General features: G+C 49.2%; 15 protein-coding genes. 1 reads left to right on the top strand and 14 read right to left on the bottom strand.

Annotated features, from left to right (window positions below; translation table 11 throughout):
* Window positions 1-121: 121 nt before the first annotated feature.
* The 6 genes from BM359_RS08780 to folE2 form a co-directional block, all read right to left on the bottom strand.
* A complete protein-coding gene (locus tag BM359_RS08780) occupies window positions 122-691 on the bottom strand; it encodes a GNAT family N-acetyltransferase (RefSeq protein ID WP_054491178.1) in 570 nt (189 codons plus the stop codon).
* Complete coding sequence (gene ahcY, locus BM359_RS08775) at window positions 691-2070, bottom strand: adenosylhomocysteinase (protein WP_054491177.1); 1380 nt, start codon at window positions 2068-2070, stop codon at window positions 691-693. Before ahcY ends, BM359_RS08780 begins: the two co-directional genes overlap by 1 nt.
* A gap of 46 nt (window positions 2071-2116) precedes the next feature.
* A complete protein-coding gene (locus BM359_RS08770; RefSeq protein WP_054491176.1) occupies window positions 2117-3127 on the bottom strand; it encodes an adenosine kinase in 1011 nt (336 codons plus the stop codon).
* Window positions 3128-3177: 50 nt separating this feature from the next.
* Window positions 3178-4134, bottom strand: a complete 957-nt coding sequence (locus BM359_RS08765; RefSeq protein WP_054491175.1) for a cobalamin biosynthesis protein CobD/CbiB — start codon at window positions 4132-4134, stop codon at window positions 3178-3180.
* A gap of 24 nt (window positions 4135-4158) precedes the next feature.
* Window positions 4159-4710 (bottom strand): DUF2726 domain-containing protein, encoded by a 552-nt coding sequence (locus BM359_RS08760; protein WP_054491174.1) that lies wholly within the window; start codon window positions 4708-4710, stop codon window positions 4159-4161.
* Between the two features lie 91 nt (window positions 4711-4801).
* The gene (gene folE2 / locus BM359_RS08755) at window positions 4802-5728 is read right to left on the bottom strand and encodes a GTP cyclohydrolase FolE2 (protein ID WP_054491173.1); all 927 of its coding nucleotides are present in this window, start codon (window positions 5726-5728) and stop codon (window positions 4802-4804) included.
* A gap of 208 nt (window positions 5729-5936) precedes the next feature.
* On the opposite strand from folE2, the gene BM359_RS08750 reads away from it, so the two are divergent.
* Entirely contained in the window at window positions 5937-6287 is a 351-nt protein-coding gene (locus BM359_RS08750) for an Hpt domain-containing protein (protein ID WP_054491172.1), read from the top strand.
* On the opposite strand, the gene arcA is transcribed toward BM359_RS08750, so the two are convergent.
* From arcA to BM359_RS08710, 8 genes are all read right to left on the bottom strand, one after another.
* Window positions 6281-7003, bottom strand: a complete 723-nt coding sequence (arcA, locus tag BM359_RS08745; RefSeq protein ID WP_054491171.1) for a two-component system response regulator ArcA — start codon at window positions 7001-7003, stop codon at window positions 6281-6283. The two genes, BM359_RS08750 and arcA, sit on opposite strands and share 7 nt — an antisense overlap.
* Window positions 7004-7103: 100 nt before the next feature.
* Window positions 7104-8723 (bottom strand): ATP-binding protein, encoded by a 1620-nt coding sequence (locus BM359_RS08740; RefSeq protein WP_054491170.1) that lies wholly within the window; start codon window positions 8721-8723, stop codon window positions 7104-7106.
* A 97-nt stretch (window positions 8724-8820) separates the two neighbouring features.
* Entirely contained in the window at window positions 8821-9825 is a 1005-nt protein-coding gene (locus tag BM359_RS08735) for a class I SAM-dependent methyltransferase (RefSeq protein ID WP_054491169.1), read from the bottom strand.
* A gap of 12 nt (window positions 9826-9837) precedes the next feature.
* Window positions 9838-11544 carry a DUF342 domain-containing protein gene (locus BM359_RS08730; protein WP_054491168.1) on the bottom strand — a complete coding sequence of 569 codons (1707 nt, stop codon included), beginning with the start codon at window positions 11542-11544 and terminating at the stop codon, window positions 9838-9840.
* Window positions 11545-11622: 78 nt separating this feature from the next.
* Complete coding sequence (locus BM359_RS08725; protein ID WP_054491167.1) at window positions 11623-11979, bottom strand: Hpt domain-containing protein; 357 nt, start codon at window positions 11977-11979, stop codon at window positions 11623-11625.
* On the bottom strand, window positions 11969-12991 hold the full coding sequence (locus tag BM359_RS08720; RefSeq protein WP_054491166.1) for a succinylglutamate desuccinylase/aspartoacylase family protein: 1023 nt from the start codon (window positions 12989-12991) through the stop codon (window positions 11969-11971). Before BM359_RS08720 ends, BM359_RS08725 begins: the two co-directional genes overlap by 11 nt.
* A gap of 1 nt (window position 12992) precedes the next feature.
* Window positions 12993-13898 carry a 30S ribosomal protein S6--L-glutamate ligase gene (rimK, locus tag BM359_RS08715; RefSeq protein WP_054491165.1) on the bottom strand — a complete coding sequence of 302 codons (906 nt, stop codon included), beginning with the start codon at window positions 13896-13898 and terminating at the stop codon, window positions 12993-12995.
* Window positions 13895-14317 carry an ATP-dependent zinc protease family protein gene (locus tag BM359_RS08710; RefSeq protein ID WP_054491164.1) on the bottom strand — a complete coding sequence of 141 codons (423 nt, stop codon included), beginning with the start codon at window positions 14315-14317 and terminating at the stop codon, window positions 13895-13897. Before BM359_RS08710 ends, rimK begins: the two co-directional genes overlap by 4 nt.
* Window positions 14318-14438: the final 121 nt, after the last annotated feature.

Here is a 14438-nt window from a genome sequence, read left to right as displayed (position 1 = left end):
CCCGACGGTTGCAATGGGCTATTGTGGAGGTGTGCAGCGCCATGGATGGCGCTGCCCAAGCCCTACAGGGATGTATTCACGGGCGTCCTCCACAATAGCCCATGCAACCTCAGCGCTCGACTTACGTATCGAACTTCAGCAGCATTTCGCCGGCGTCGCAGTAGCAGGTGCCGTCGCACACAGGGCAATAGTAGCCGTCTTCTACTGAGGCTTTGTACCAGCGTTTTTCGTGTTGTTTAATCATTTCACCGCCGCAGCGGGTGAAATATTCATAGGCGCTGTTTTTGGGGCTTTGCATCCAAATATGCGCTAAGCCACCCTGGCAGCCCAGCTCTTTGGCTGAAGCTATGCTGCGATACAGCAACTCTTTGCCTATGCCTAAGCCACGTGCCTTTTCCGATACGGCGGCGCATTTAAAGTAGCACAGTTTGTCGGCCGGAATTGGCCAGGCGTCAGGGGTGCAAAAATCATCAATGGGCCATTGTCCGGGCGCCAGGGTAATTCGTATACCTAAAGGCGTATCGCCGCGCAGAGCTATCCAGTTCAACTGTACGTTACCAACGGTACCGCCGGCTAAATACTGCTGAAAACTGTCTTCGTTCAGGTAGTTGTCACCATGAACTTCGTTGGCCAGATCAATAACGGCCGCCATATCGGCAGCCGTTATTTCACGATAAATGATATCGCTCATTAGTAGCGGTACTCGTCTGTCTTAAACGGACCTTCTGCATCAACGTGAATGTAGTTGGCCTGATCCGCTGTCAGCTTGGTAATAACGCCACCAAAACCCTGCACCATGTAACGTGCAACTTCTTCGTCCAATTGCTTCGGCAGAACTTCTACGCGCAGGTATTCTTCCTGCTGCTTGTTGTCCATGTCGGCAAACTTTTGTCCAAACAAGTGAATCTGCGCCAGTACCTGGTTAGCAAAAGAGCCATCCATAATACGACTTGGGTGACCGGTTGCGTTGCCCAGGTTCACCAAGCGGCCTTCGGCCAGCAGAATCAGGTAGTCGTTATCATCGTCTGAGCGATAAATTTTGTGTACCTGTGGCTTAATTTCTTCCCAGCGCCAGTTTTTGCGCATAAAGGCCGTGTCAATTTCGTTGTCAAAGTGGCCAATGTTGCAAACCAGAGCGGTAGGCTTAAGTGCCGCCAGCATATAACGGTCACACACGTCCATATTACCGGTTGTGGTGACAATCAGGTCGGTATTGCCCAACAAGTCTTTGTTAATGTTCTCGCCATTACCTTTGTTGTTACCGTCAATGTAAGGAGAAACCACTTCAAAGCCATCCATGCAAGCCTGCATAGCACAAATTGGGTCAATTTCGCTGATCTTAACAATCATGCCTTCCTGACGCAGACTTGCGGCAGAACCTTTACCCACATCACCGTAACCAACAACCAGAGCCTTTTTACCTGACAATAAGTGGTCAGTTGAACGCTTAATGGCGTCGTTCAGCGAGTGGCGGCAACCGTACTTGTTGTCGTTTTTTGACTTAGTTACGGCGTCGTTCACGTTAATGGCCGGAACTTTCAAAGTGCCTTTTTCCAGCATGTCCAGCAGGCGGTGAACGCCGGTGGTGGTTTCCTCGGTAATGCCGTGTACTTTGTCCAGCATTTGTGGGAATTCGTCGTGGATCATCAGGGTTAAATCACCGCCGTCATCCAGAATCATGTTGGCATCCCACAGCTCGCCGTCTTTGTGGCAAGTTTGCTTTAAGCACCAGTCATACTCTTCTTCAGTTTCGCCTTTCCAGGCAAATACCGGGACACCGGCAGCGGCCATAGCGGCAGCAGCGTGGTCCTGAGTAGAGAAAATATTACACGACGACCAGCGTACTTCTGCGCCCAGCTCAAGCAAGGTTTCAATCAGCACGGCTGTTTGAATGGTCATATGGATACAACCAATAATGCGGGCTCCGGCCAGTGGTTTGCTGTCAGCGTATTTACGGCGGATAGTCATCAGCGCCGGCATTTCGGACTCAGCAATCGCAATTTCCTTGCGACCCCATTCTGCCAGGCTAATATCTGCAACTTTGTAGTCTTGCGAATTTTCTACACTCATAGCGACTCTCTTTTTCAGTGATCTTGTCGGTGAACTTGTAATGAGTTCAGGCGGTTTGAGCCTTCATAACACGCTCAATTAACTGCTGTTGGCGCTCTTTATCCAGTCGAGCACCAAATTCGGTAACCAGTTCAGCGGCCGCGTGGCTGGCCAGACGGCCTGCGTCTTCTAACGACATATTACGGGTTAAACCATACAGCATAGCACCAGCGAACATATCGCCGGCACCGTTGGTATCAATAGCTTTAACCGGCACCCCAGGAACATGAACCTGACGCTCACGGTTAGCAATTAAGGCGCCATCTTTGCCCAGAGTAATTGCAACCGTGTCGGCCTGCTTTAGTAATACGCTTAAAGCCGCCTGAGGATCGTCCTTACCGGTTAATAATTCTGCTTCCTCACGGTTACAGAACATTAAATCGACGCCACCCTCAAGAATTTCATCAATGCCGTCGCGGAAAAATTTCACCATTGCCGGGTCAGAGCAGGTCATAACCAGTTTGGTGTTGTTATCGCGCGCCACTTTTTTAGCATGCTGAATAGCACCACGGGCAATTTCCGAGGTAATTAAATAACCTTCAATATAAAGGTAATTTGCTGCTGCAATCGCATGGTCATCAATTTCAACCGTGGACAAGTCAGCGGTAATGCCCAGGTGTGTACGCATAGTGCGTTCAGCATCCGGGGTAACCATGACCAGGCAACGACCGGTGATACCCGGGTTCTGCTGCTTTTTAAGGCTGGTTTCAATACCCACTTGTTCTAAGTCCTGACGGTAAAACATACCGGCTTCATCGTCTGCAACTTTACAACAATAATAGGCTTTTCCGCCAAACTGAGCAAAAGCCACCAGCGAGTTAGCGGCTGAGCCACCCCCACACTGCTTTTTTAATTCACCCAGTTCGCTGAGCTCGGCAATCAGAGTATTTTGAGCGTCTTCGTCAATCAGCTCCATCATGCCTTTTTTCAAATTGTGCTTTTGGAGGAAGTCATCAGTGACCTCAAACTCCTGATCCACCAGCGCATTGCCAATGCCGATTACATCAATGGTTTTCATAGTATTAAATGGTTGCCTTATTAGGGCGCGTAGTATACCCGATGAGTCGGTCAGGGTCGATAAATGAACAGAGCAAAAAGTGCAATAACCAGACAAGCAATGAAAAAGATCTGCCATTGCCTTTGCCAGCGCTGCGCCCGGGGCAATAACAACTCTGCCGGACGGCCGTCAAAACGCTGTCGCGCAATACGAATTCCCTGAACTTGTATAGGCCCGCCCAGGCTTACCCGGTGACAATAACTGAAACTCTGCAACCAACTGAGCAGCACAGTCGGGAACAACGAGTTACGGTTTAGCGACTGCAGTTTGGGCTTGTTGGGCTGAAACAACGCCATAAAACGCGCTGCCAGCGACAGTAAAAACGAAGGGAAAAAGTGGCTTATGGTGTAAAGCCAGTGAGTTGCCAGACCAAAATGACGATAACGGGCCTGAGCAATCGGCCATATCTGAGTCAATTCATAGACAGTACGTACGCCAATCGCTGCTAAAGGGCCCCCAATAAACCAAAAGAATAAAGGGGTGAAGCGGTGCTCTAAAATACTGGCGGCACGTAATTCCAGGCTGGTTTTTGCAATGCCGTGTTCGCTGAGTAAGTCACAGTCGCGCCAGGTTACGCGGCTTAGCCAGGCGCGGGCGGCATTTTTACGACCCCGCTGTAAGTGACTGTCCGCCAGACGCACGGCATGAGTAACGGGGTGCTGACGTAAACTGACCAATAGAATAAGCCAGCCAATGGCAAGTTCCACTTCGGCACCGGCAAAGACAATAGCCGCCGGCAGCAGCACCAGCAGTGACATGGTTAACCAGGCCAGAAAACCGGCAATACGTTGTTGGCTGACCGGGCGTCCGGGTTTGTTCACCTTGCCGCTCATGTAGGAAGCCATTAGCCGGAAAACGGCAAGTGGATGCCATTGTTCCGGCCAGGGGAACCAGCGCTCTGCCAGCAATGCCAGCAGAGCGAGGGTCACAGGGGATAACAGAATGTCGTTTAAAAGCTCCGTGTTCATGCAGCTATACTGCCACGGACATGGTTAAGCGGCAATCGGCTGGTTATCTTTGTCTCTATTGGTTGGTACTGCAGCGCGTACATGCTCGGCCTGACGAATTTTTCCATGAATGTAGTCGTGCAGTTCAGCTACCCGGTAGCCAGGCTTGGCTTTAAAGCGCAGGAACGGCAAGCCGGCAGCGGCTAACGTATTTTTCAAAAACAAATTACGTTTTTGTTGGTTCAACGAAGACTGTCCGGGTTCCAGCTCAATGGCAGCTTTTACCTGCATGGTGTGAATGTCGCACAGTACATAGTCAAGGATACGTTGGCTGGCTTTGTTGTGCGCGTCTTTACGGGCAGTTGCCGACAAGCCGGAACGCACGGTAACAATATCGCTTAAGCGGACTTTAGTGAAAATACGGAAATCATCGCCGACCGACTTTTCCAGCAGTGTCAAAAATTGGTCTTCCTGAGCCGTGCACAGGGTCGTATCTTTTAGTCTATAAGGGTAGGGGACGTAGTTTTCGGACATTCGGCTGGCAATAACAGCCACCGCAATTAATACAACAACAAACAACAACAAGATAATTTCCATTTTCACACCTCATCAGAAAATTGACGCTCTGTGAGGTGTGAAGCAAAAGCTGTGCCACTAATGGCTGCTTATGGAATTAATTTAAGCCGGGTTAGGCTGAATAACCACCCGGAATACCTTTGGTGGTGACACTGACAGCATCGTGTGCGTGCAACGACTCGTAGTGGTTCACTCGTAGCCAGAAGTCACGGAAGTGCGACATTTGGTTCAACTGATGCTGTAAGCGGCGCGATGCGTCTTCACAGAACATCAGGTTTTGTCCGTTCAACCGGGCAAACTCTTGCTCATCTTCACGTTTCACTGCAGCCTGAACCGGCGTTTTCAGCGCATCTTCAACAGCGTCAATCAGTTCCACAATAGGAAAGTCAGTAACGCTCTCGCTCAATGCCACTTTAACTTCAGCAATTGAACGCTGGCTGTGTGGTGTAGCGACAATACCTTCGGTTGAACCTAACCATTCGTGCATAGTTGTCGCATCAACTTGTTCCTGACCGGCAAACTGGGCACTAAAGGCGTCCTGGATTAACTGACGCGCTAACGCAGCTGAGCATGGACAAGTTGACGAGTAAGGCACATCAACAGACAGCTCCAGCTTCAGTTTTCCGGCATCGTAGCGACCGGTTAAACTCACCGGGTAAGCTTTCCATCCCTGCTTCTTGCTTATCAGCGACTTGCGGCGTAAGTGGTAGTCAAAATCAAACTTAATAAAGGCCTGATCACTGATGTCTTTATGACTTTCAATAAAGTCATTCAGCAGCTGCTTCAAAGTATCATGACTGAGTTCACCTTCGGTCGAGAGTTTGTCCAGCAATAAATACAAGCGAGACATATGGATACCCTTGGTTTTCGGGTTCTTCAGGTTGACGAAAGCTTCCACTTTAGCGGCCACAGGGCGCTCTGGTACGCCGGCGGCGGCTACCATAAGTGGAACTTCAATGTTGCTCATGCCAACCCAATCGAGGGCTCCCTCTGTCTGGGCCTGCGTTTGGTTGGCTACGTCGGGCATAACTGTTGGCATTCGTTGTGAACTCCAAGTCTCGTGAATATTGTCCGGCCAGATTGATCTTGATCAAGTTGGCTCAGTCTAAAGGTGGGCATTATATCGCAGAATTTAACCAGGTGACACCGATTGCCCTAATCGATTCTATCTGTGCACTGTGCACAGTGGTTGACTCAAAACAGGAATACGCCGAGGATAGGGTTTTGGATTGATGGAGCACACAAAGATGGCAGAAAAATCGGATATCGATACCGAACTGTTGCAACAATACCTGGATACTCTGGGTGCCGAGGGCATAAAAGCAACCCTTACAACCTTTGACGGTATTATTCAAAGCTACGCTAAGCTACTGCATCAGGCAGCTAAAGAACGCAACGAAGACGAGTTACGCAAGCAGGCACATAAAGTGAAAGGTGCCTGTAGTTCGGTCGGTTTAACGGCTCTGTCAAAAAACATGGAAAGGGTAGAGAAAGAAGACTGGGAATGGCCAGTGGCAGAACGCCTGTTAATAGAATGGGCCGATGCGGTCATTCCGCACCGGCAGCAAATTGACGCCTGGTTAGCGAAGCATCACTGAGCTTGCTGATCAACCTCACCAATAAAACGATAACCTTCACCATGGATGGTGGTAATCAGGTTTGGCGTTTCCGGGTGTGACTCGAAATGACGACGAATACGGCGAATGGCAACGTCAACTGTACGGTCATTTGGACGAAGTTCGCGGTCCAGCATACGTTTAACCAGTGTTTCGCGGTCAAGAATACGGCCCGGGTTTGACAAAAACAGCTCTAACGCGCGGTATTCACTTTTCGGCAGACGGAACATCTGGTTTTCCGGTGAGTACAGGCAGCGACTGTCGCTGTTTAAACGCCAACCGTGGAACTGGAACTCAACACTGTTGTTTTCAACCGGATTGCTTGAACGTGAAGCTTCAATGCGACGGCAGAGATTGCGTACGCGAATAGTCAGCTCTTTCGGATTGTAAGGCTTAATGAGGTAATCATCAGCACCCAGTTCCAGAGCCAATAAGCGGTCGTCTTCGCTGTCGCGGCCGGTTAAGAAAATTAAGCCAATGTTGTCGCTTTCGCGTAATGACTCGGCAAGTTCCAGACCATTTTTGCCTGGCAGGTTAACGTCCATGATTACTACATCAACACGTTCCTGACGCATGATGTTTTCCATTTGCAGGCCATCAGCAGCATCAAAAACTTCGTAGCCTTCTTGTTGGAATAGACGGGTAAGAGTCTGGCGAGTAACAACTTCGTCTTCAACAATCAATATTCTGGCATTCATAAGCGTTGATTTTCCCGGAAAGTTCGTCGCTGTGCGTACGGTGTTGAACTTATATTTATAAAAGTTATGACGTTACATTATGACTTTTGTTTGAGATTTTTCAAGCATTGCTGACTAAAGTGACGGGAAAACGAACAATAAACTCCACTCCGTTCTTTTCCTCACTAAAGAAGTGAATGTTACCGCCTAATACCTGAGTCACCAGGTTATAAACTAAATGCAGACCCAAACCACTGCCTCCGGAACCTCGCTTGGTGGTGACAAAGGGGTCGAATATTTTACGGCTGATATCACTGGGTACGCCTTTACCGTTATCGGCGTAAACCATTTCCAGCTCGGTGTCGTTCTGCATGCTAAAAGTAATATCAATTTGCCCGTGGTCGTAGCCGTCAAAAGCGTGGACCATGGAGTTCACAATAAGGTTTATCAGCACCTGGTTCAGCGGCCCGGCTTTAGCGCGTACCGTGAGGTTGTCCGGGCAAGAAATTCGAATTGGGAATTTTTCTGGGTCAAGGCGTCGCGGTTTAACCGAAATAAGAACATCGTTCATAAAAGACGGAATATGAATGTCGCGATCCACTTCCGATGACTGGTCAACGGCCACTTGTTTAAAGCTGGTGACTAGGTCAGCAGCGCGGCCTAAATTGCGATAAATAATTTGCAGGTTTTCATCGCAATCACTTAAAAAGCGCTCAAATTCAGACGTTGAAATGCGTTTCTCGTCAAACTTTTCCTGCATAACGGTCAGTTTGTCCTGCAATAAGGTTGAAGCCGTTACTGACAAACCAATGGGCGTATTAACTTCGTGCGCAATGCCGGCAACCATGTCACCCAGCGACGCCATTTTCTCCGACTCAACCAGTTGTCCCTGATACTGGTGCAACTGCTCCAGCGTTTTTAACAGCTCACTGTTCGATTCTTTCAGCGCCTGAGTGCGCTGTGTTACCTGCCGTTCCAGCTCGGTATTTAACTGACTGGCTTCTTCTTCGGCACGGCGCTGACGACTGATATGCTGCTGTACCCTGTCCAGCATGGTATTAAAGGCGTGAGCCATCATGTCGAATTCTACCAGCTGTGAGGGCGCCAGGCGCAGGGAGTAGTTCTTGTCCCGCGCTACCTGAGAAATGACGTCCACAACAGAGTCGAGCGGTGTCACAATGGTTTTTCTTAAACGCAGAGTCACTAACCAACAAAGCAGCAGTGTCAGCACAAATACCACAGCGGCTATGCCAATAGAGCGCCACATAAATAAACGGGCCTGCTCCAGTGAGCCTCGTAGATAAACATAACCTATAACCTCACCGTCTAGTACCACAGGCTGCGACACTTCAATGTAGTTGTCCTGAATTTGCGGCGTGGTCAGTCGGTCAAGTTTTGAAAAGCGCGCCGGAATAGGGGCCAGGCCCTGTTTGTTGTAGCTGGAGAAAAAGGTCAACTCGTTACTGGTTTCATCCAGTTTGTAGACATGAACGTGCTGAATAAAGTCGGTGTTTTGCAGTGAGTTTAGCCGTTGCTTTTCGGTTGCATTGTCATTAAACACCAGACTGCTGGCGGCATTGCCGGCAACTATGCGGGCGTACGAAAGCGACTGCTCATGCAGCGACTTCTCGTACTGAGCAACCTGGCTAATAATATTGACGGTAAAACCGACAAGAAGCGCGAAGCTGGTGACCAACAACACGATATAAATCAGTATGCGCTTCAGTGAAATAGTATGCATTCAGTCTACGGCTCAGTCTCTGAAAAAAATTATTTGTATATTGATGTTAGCAAAGCGTTAACAAAAAAGGCATTGGTTAAACAAAAAAATCGGTTATTTATCGATAAGTTGCATGGTAAACACGGTAGCGACCATCATCGGCAATGGTATCACAGTGCGTAAAAGCCGATTCAATAACCTCGGGCCAGGGCAGAAAACGGTTTGCCACAATTCTCAAAACGCCTTGTTTATTAAGGTGTTGCTTTGCATCTTTGATAAATTTCCGGGCAATTTCATAATCGGTTTTCTGCCCGGTATGAAACGGCGGGTTACTAATAATGAAATCGAACTGTCCGGCGTCCTTTGGTATCCCGTCGGCTAAACGCAATTCCGCATTTACTGCCCCTTTTTCCAGCGTCATTCGGCTGGCAGCAATGGCAATAGGACTCACGTCACAAGCCATAAGTTCAGTGGTCAGTGGCGAAACTTGCTGTGCAATAACACCGGCTCCACAGGCGAAGTCCAGGCCTCGCCCCTTGGGCAAATCTTTAATATGCTGCAACAGCAGTAGGGTGGCAGGGTCAATATGCTCACGGCTGAAAACACCCGGCAAAGTGACAAAAGACTTCGGCTGGTTATCCAGTTCATAAGTCAAAGTCTTAGCATAACTGGCCAAAGGTGCAGGTTCATGAGCCTGATGGTTTCTTGCGCTGGCAAACAGTAAACAGTGGTTAGCTGAGGCCAGCTTCTGAGGCGTTTCTAACCAGTCAGGTAACTTTTTCATTAACGGCTGAATACCGGAGCGCTTTTCACCAGCAAACCAAACAGGGGTATTGGCCGGCAATAACGCCAGTTGTTCTAATAAATAATGATTAAGTTCTTTTTCTTTGGCTACCAGCATTAACACGCCGTCGTAAGCGGTTAAATCGGGTGCCTGTGCCTGACAAAAAGCGTTGTGTTCGGCCGCTTTCCAGGCATCGGCATGGCCGGCATGAAAACACCAGGCCGAACTATTGCCCAGCCCCGCCAGCTCTGCACCGCCGGGGTGAATCACTAGCAACGAACCACGGGTCCAGGGTTGGGAGGATTGCCTCCCAAGCATAGAAAGAATTGCAGATGACATAGTAGTTACCGCTTAGACCAGACTGTCTACTCGTAGTTGTTTGTCCTGAAGTAAGAACATTGTACCATTGCGATGTTCTTTTATGCGCAGGCTTTTTTCTTTAAAAATAAACAAAATGCCGGGGAACACTTCTTTACTGACCATAGTACGCAGTACCGGATGGTTCTCAAAAGCTTCCAGTACAGAGTCGATACTGGTGCGGGTAGTAACAATGCGCGCTTTGAGCTTACGCACCTCACCTTTTAATTTGGTCTCGTACTCAAGCTTTTTAGGGCCGTCTTCCAGCGTCTGGCAACGGTCCAGCCCCTGTTGCACTACTTTTATTCGTGCCAGAGTTTTAGCCAACACGGCGCGCATGTTCTTTAAATGTTCCAGCGACTGCGGGTCAACCGGAGGCAATGACCAGTATATTCGTGTTTTGGTTCCGGCCGGCGCACCGAGCTGCCCACAATAAATGTGGTCGCAGGTTTCAATGGTGCCGCCTATCAATTTACCGCGGGCGTTGCGGCCCTCACCACCAATAGCCAACTGGCCTTTGGTTATGACATGACAATGAGTCAGCTGCTTGTCGGTATGTACGCCATTTTGCGAGTCTAAACAGGAATATTGGGCGTAGGCGCACCAAATGGAGCCACCCGCAACCAGTTTAGTGGAAACATCGGGTATCCAGTCATCGGCGTCTTCGTCATGCTCTGCGGTTTCGCCGGAATTCAGCAGGCGACCAATGCAGCCTTTGCGCACTGTGATATTGCCGTCCGCGTATAGTTCAGCTGAGTCGACATAACCGCCTACGGTGATATCACCCGAGCAGGTGACTTTCATGCCTTCGCTGACGTTACCACTAACAATGACGCTGCCTTTAAATTTCACATGCCCGGTGGAGACATCGACATTATTTAGCTGCATGACATCGTCAACTTGCACGCTGTTATCGTTAAAGCTGGGCATGCCGGTACGGTCGGCAACAATTAAATTGCTGTCGGTTTCACTGACACGGGTACCTTCCCCGGGTTTAAAGTCGCGATCCTCGCCGTCATGGGCCTCTAACTCCTGGCCAAAAACGGTAAAACCTGGCCGGCCTTTGCTGGGAGGGATCTTTTGCAGTAACGGCTGTTCCGGGTCAACAGTAACCTGAGCGCCTAAGTCGCGCATGTCGGCGGTACCGTCTTCGCGAAGCTGTGGTCTGAGTACGCGCTTGCGGGCATCATCTGCCAGCGGCTTGAACTTGGCATTACTGCCGTTTATGGGGTATTTGCCTTTGGCCACGGTTACTGATAATTCCGCACCCGGAGGGGCTTCGTTGGTGTGTTCAACCAAAGCATCAATGGCTTTGCGCTGAATACCGGAAGTTACCTTTTTCTCTTTCAGCTTCGCTATTATTGCTTCCTGAGTTAGCGCCTTACCGCCAAAGCCAACAATACCGCTGGCGGTTACTTTCATGTCATCGTCGCTGACCTGCAAGTTCAGGTCGGCGTCAAAAATTTCGGCAATAATAACCTGAAAAGAAATGCTGCTGTTGCTGTCTTTACTGAAGTGCTGGGCATATTTTGTGGCGGTTTGCGCCATCATTTGAGGGTCCAGCAATTTTGCAGCCGAATAGTCAGAAGCCTGCCACGCTTTCTGTAACTGCTCTGCTTTGACTTCTGAAGGACGTGTACCGGCATCAATAATGATGTAAACATCTCTTTCAGAAACCCGGAAACTGACCGGACTGGACATAAGGCGCCTGTTTTTTAATCGCTGTTGTTATTTTTATCGGGCCATTTTAACGAATATTAAGTAACTTTTGTATTAATTTTAATCGGCCAAATTAACGTTGTTGCAATAGTTCTCTATTTGACCATTAACTAAAGCCAGGTTGGTGTTAACTTGTCTAATCGCTTCTGCGCGTTGCTGTTCATCTTGTTGCTGCCATTTAGCAAAAAGTTGTGCCGCCAATTTGCTTAAAGGTGCGGCGCCTATCGTTGCACTCAAACTTTTTAACGTATGGAGTTGTAAGCGCGCTGCCTCAGAGTCTGTTAGTAGTGTTTTCGCGTCAAGCAGAGGACGGAACTGGTCCAGATAACAGACCAGCACTTCCCGGTATAAACTGTCCTGACCATCGCAATGGCGCAGGCCCTGACTAAAATCAATGTCTGCTAAATTACTGCTCATACGGCTTGTTTTCATACACCTCAGTAAAGGATCCCACACTTTCGGTCGCATCCGACATGGTATCTTTATCAAATTGCGCTACGTTGAATAAGGCTTCGCCTTCATTGGCTACCGGAATATTGCTGCAGCCTATAATAATACCGCGCACCGGAGATTCAACCTCATCGCCTTCGCCACCGTGAGGGCTCACGCTTAACGCTAATACTTGCTGCTTCTGAATGGTTTGACCCAGCTCAACTTTTGGAATGATAAGACCATCCCGCTCTGCACGAACCCAGGTGGAACGGCGGGCAATAACAGGGGTAACGCGGCGCCCTCGGCGTCGGCCCTTCATTATCTTCAGGTGCTTCATAACGTTCTGTACGCCAATAACACCGGCACTTATCGACGCTTCGTCAAAGCGCAACGCTTCGCCGGCTTCGTATAAAATCAACGGAATGTTCAGCTCGTTGGCGAAAGACCGTAATGAACCATCGCGCTCTTTCGAATGAAGAATGACCGGGGTGCTAAAGGCTTTTGCCATTGCCAGGGCTTTCTCGTTTTCAACATCAACGCGAATTTGTGGCAGGTTGCTGCGGTTAATGGCGCCGGTATGTAAATCCACTATGTGAGTGGACTTTTTTACCAGCTCTTCGCTGAATAAATAGGCCATACGGCTGCCCATTGCACCGCGCTCCGAGCCCGGGAAGCAACGATTTAAGTCGCGTCGATCCGGCAGGTAACGCGACTGCTGAATAAAGCCAAATAAGTTCACAATAGGCACAACCACCAGCGTACCGGCAAGCTCACGTGCGTCTACGGTATTGATCAAACGCCGGCAAACTTCAATGCCATTCAGTTCATCGCCGTGAATGGCAGCGCTAACCAGTAATACCGGGCCAGGCTTAGTGCCATGAAACACATCAATACGTAAATCCAGCGGCGCGTCGTTGTATAAACGCAGTGCCGGTAGCGTAATGTGCTGATGCGAGCCGGGCTCTACACATTGTCCGCCAATTTCAAACCGCTTCATTCTAGCCGCGTCCTTTGGTCCGGGTTTTATGAGCTTTGGCATTTTTCTCAAGGAAGCTGATAATTTGCCCGGCAACGTCTTTATCCGTTGCTTGTTCTATGCCTTCAAGGCCGGGTGATGAATTCACTTCCATGACTAATGGCCCGTGGTTAGAGCGCAGGATATCCACACCGGCCACATTCAGACCCATAGTCTTAGCTGCTTTAACGGCCGTTGCCCGTTCTGCCGGTGTCAGTTTTACCAGCGAAGCACTGCCGCCGCGGTGCAGGTTAGAGCGAAATTCACCAGCTTTCGCCTGACGCTTCATAGCCGCAATAACTTTGTCACCAATAACCAGACAGCGAATATCAGCGCCGCCGGCTTCTTTAATGTATTCCTGCACCATAAAGTGCGAACGCAAGCCCATAAAGGCCTCAATCACGCTTTCCGCAGCCTGACGAGTTTCAGCCAGAACCACACCAATACCCTGAGTACCTTCCAGCAATTTGATAACCAGCGGCGCACCGCCGACCATGTCAATTAAGTCCGGAATGTCCTGCGGCTGACTGGCAAAGCCTGTGGTAGGCAGGCCAATACCTTTGCGCGATAAAAGCTGCAGCGAGCGTAATTTGTCGCGGCTACGGGAAATGGCGACTGACTCATTTAATGGGTAACTGCCAATCATCTCGAACTGGCGCAGAACCGCTGTGCCGTAAAAAGTAACAGACGCACCAATACGGGGGATCACGCAGTCATAAACGGGCAGTTCTTTACCGTGTTTGTGAATCGACGACTCGCGTGCGTTGATGTCCATGTAACACCGCAGTGGGTTAAGTACATCAACCTCATGGCCACGCTGTTCAGCGGCTTCCACCAAACGGCGTGTTGAATAAAGCGCTGAGTTACGCGATAAAATCGCAATTCTCATGGTTGTTCTCCTAGTAAGTGAGAGGCCTGCGGGTCGACGATGAAATGTCCGCGCATGGCTTGTCGGCCTAATAACATCCGAAATTTCATGGTGTCTCTGTTAGTTAACGTTAGTTCTACCAGCTCGTCAAATGTACCCAGTTGTAAACGTGTTCGGATCACATACCGGGTCTCGGTGTGGCCGCCGGAATCGGTCACTTCACGTTTATCAAATACAGGAGCCTCGCAAATTTGTTCGCGCAGAGAGTCTTGCTCCGGGTGCATATAAATGCGCAGCCACTCTTGATTGTCACGCTCAAATGGCTCTAATTTAAATGCGTGCAAACACGACGTTTTCGCGCCAGTATCAACTTTCATATGAATTGGGTTAATATGGAGTTCAGGAAGTACGCCCCACTCTTGCCAGCCAATTGTTGTCATTGTGCTACCTTGTAATAACTGTTGAATGCTTAATACAGTATTCTGATAAAAACGCAATTTTTATTGATCGATAGTCACAGTTTTTACGTTTTTTCTCAAACCTGATACTTTAGTCTGGTAT

This window comes from Idiomarina abyssalis, assembly GCF_900116625.1.
Taxonomy (GTDB): domain Bacteria; phylum Pseudomonadota; class Gammaproteobacteria; order Enterobacterales; family Alteromonadaceae; genus Idiomarina; species Idiomarina abyssalis.
The sequence above is the reverse complement of the archived record's forward strand: the minus strand, read 5'-3'. Positions and strand labels throughout refer to the sequence as shown.

Coding starts and splice junctions, on each gene's coding strand:
- BM359_RS08780 (WP_054491178.1), bottom strand. CDS start 691: ATGAGCGATATCATTTATCGTGAAATAACGGCTGCCGATATGGCGGCC.
- ahcY (WP_054491177.1), bottom strand. CDS start 2,070: ATGAGTGTAGAAAATTCGCAAGACTACAAAGTTGCAGATATTAGCCTG.
- BM359_RS08770 (WP_054491176.1), bottom strand. CDS start 3,127: ATGAAAACCATTGATGTAATCGGCATTGGCAATGCGCTGGTGGATCAG.
- BM359_RS08765 (WP_054491175.1), bottom strand. CDS start 4,134: ATGAACACGGAGCTTTTAAACGACATTCTGTTATCCCCTGTGACCCTC.
- BM359_RS08760 (WP_054491174.1), bottom strand. CDS start 4,710: ATGGAAATTATCTTGTTGTTGTTTGTTGTTGTATTAATTGCGGTGGCT.
- folE2 (WP_054491173.1), bottom strand. CDS start 5,728: ATGCCAACAGTTATGCCCGACGTAGCCAACCAAACGCAGGCCCAGACA.
- BM359_RS08750 (WP_054491172.1), top strand. CDS start 5,937: ATGGCAGAAAAATCGGATATCGATACCGAACTGTTGCAACAATACCTG.
- arcA (WP_054491171.1), bottom strand. CDS start 7,003: ATGAATGCCAGAATATTGATTGTTGAAGACGAAGTTGTTACTCGCCAG.
- BM359_RS08740 (WP_054491170.1), bottom strand. CDS start 8,723: ATGCATACTATTTCACTGAAGCGCATACTGATTTATATCGTGTTGTTG.
- BM359_RS08735 (WP_054491169.1), bottom strand. CDS start 9,825: ATGTCATCTGCAATTCTTTCTATGCTTGGGAGGCAATCCTCCCAACCC.
- BM359_RS08730 (WP_054491168.1), bottom strand. CDS start 11,544: ATGTCCAGTCCGGTCAGTTTCCGGGTTTCTGAAAGAGATGTTTACATC.
- BM359_RS08725 (WP_054491167.1), bottom strand. CDS start 11,979: ATGAGCAGTAATTTAGCAGACATTGATTTTAGTCAGGGCCTGCGCCAT.
- BM359_RS08720 (WP_054491166.1), bottom strand. CDS start 12,991: ATGAAGCGGTTTGAAATTGGCGGACAATGTGTAGAGCCCGGCTCGCAT.
- rimK (WP_054491165.1), bottom strand. CDS start 13,898: ATGAGAATTGCGATTTTATCGCGTAACTCAGCGCTTTATTCAACACGC.
- BM359_RS08710 (WP_054491164.1), bottom strand. CDS start 14,317: ATGACAACAATTGGCTGGCAAGAGTGGGGCGTACTTCCTGAACTCCAT.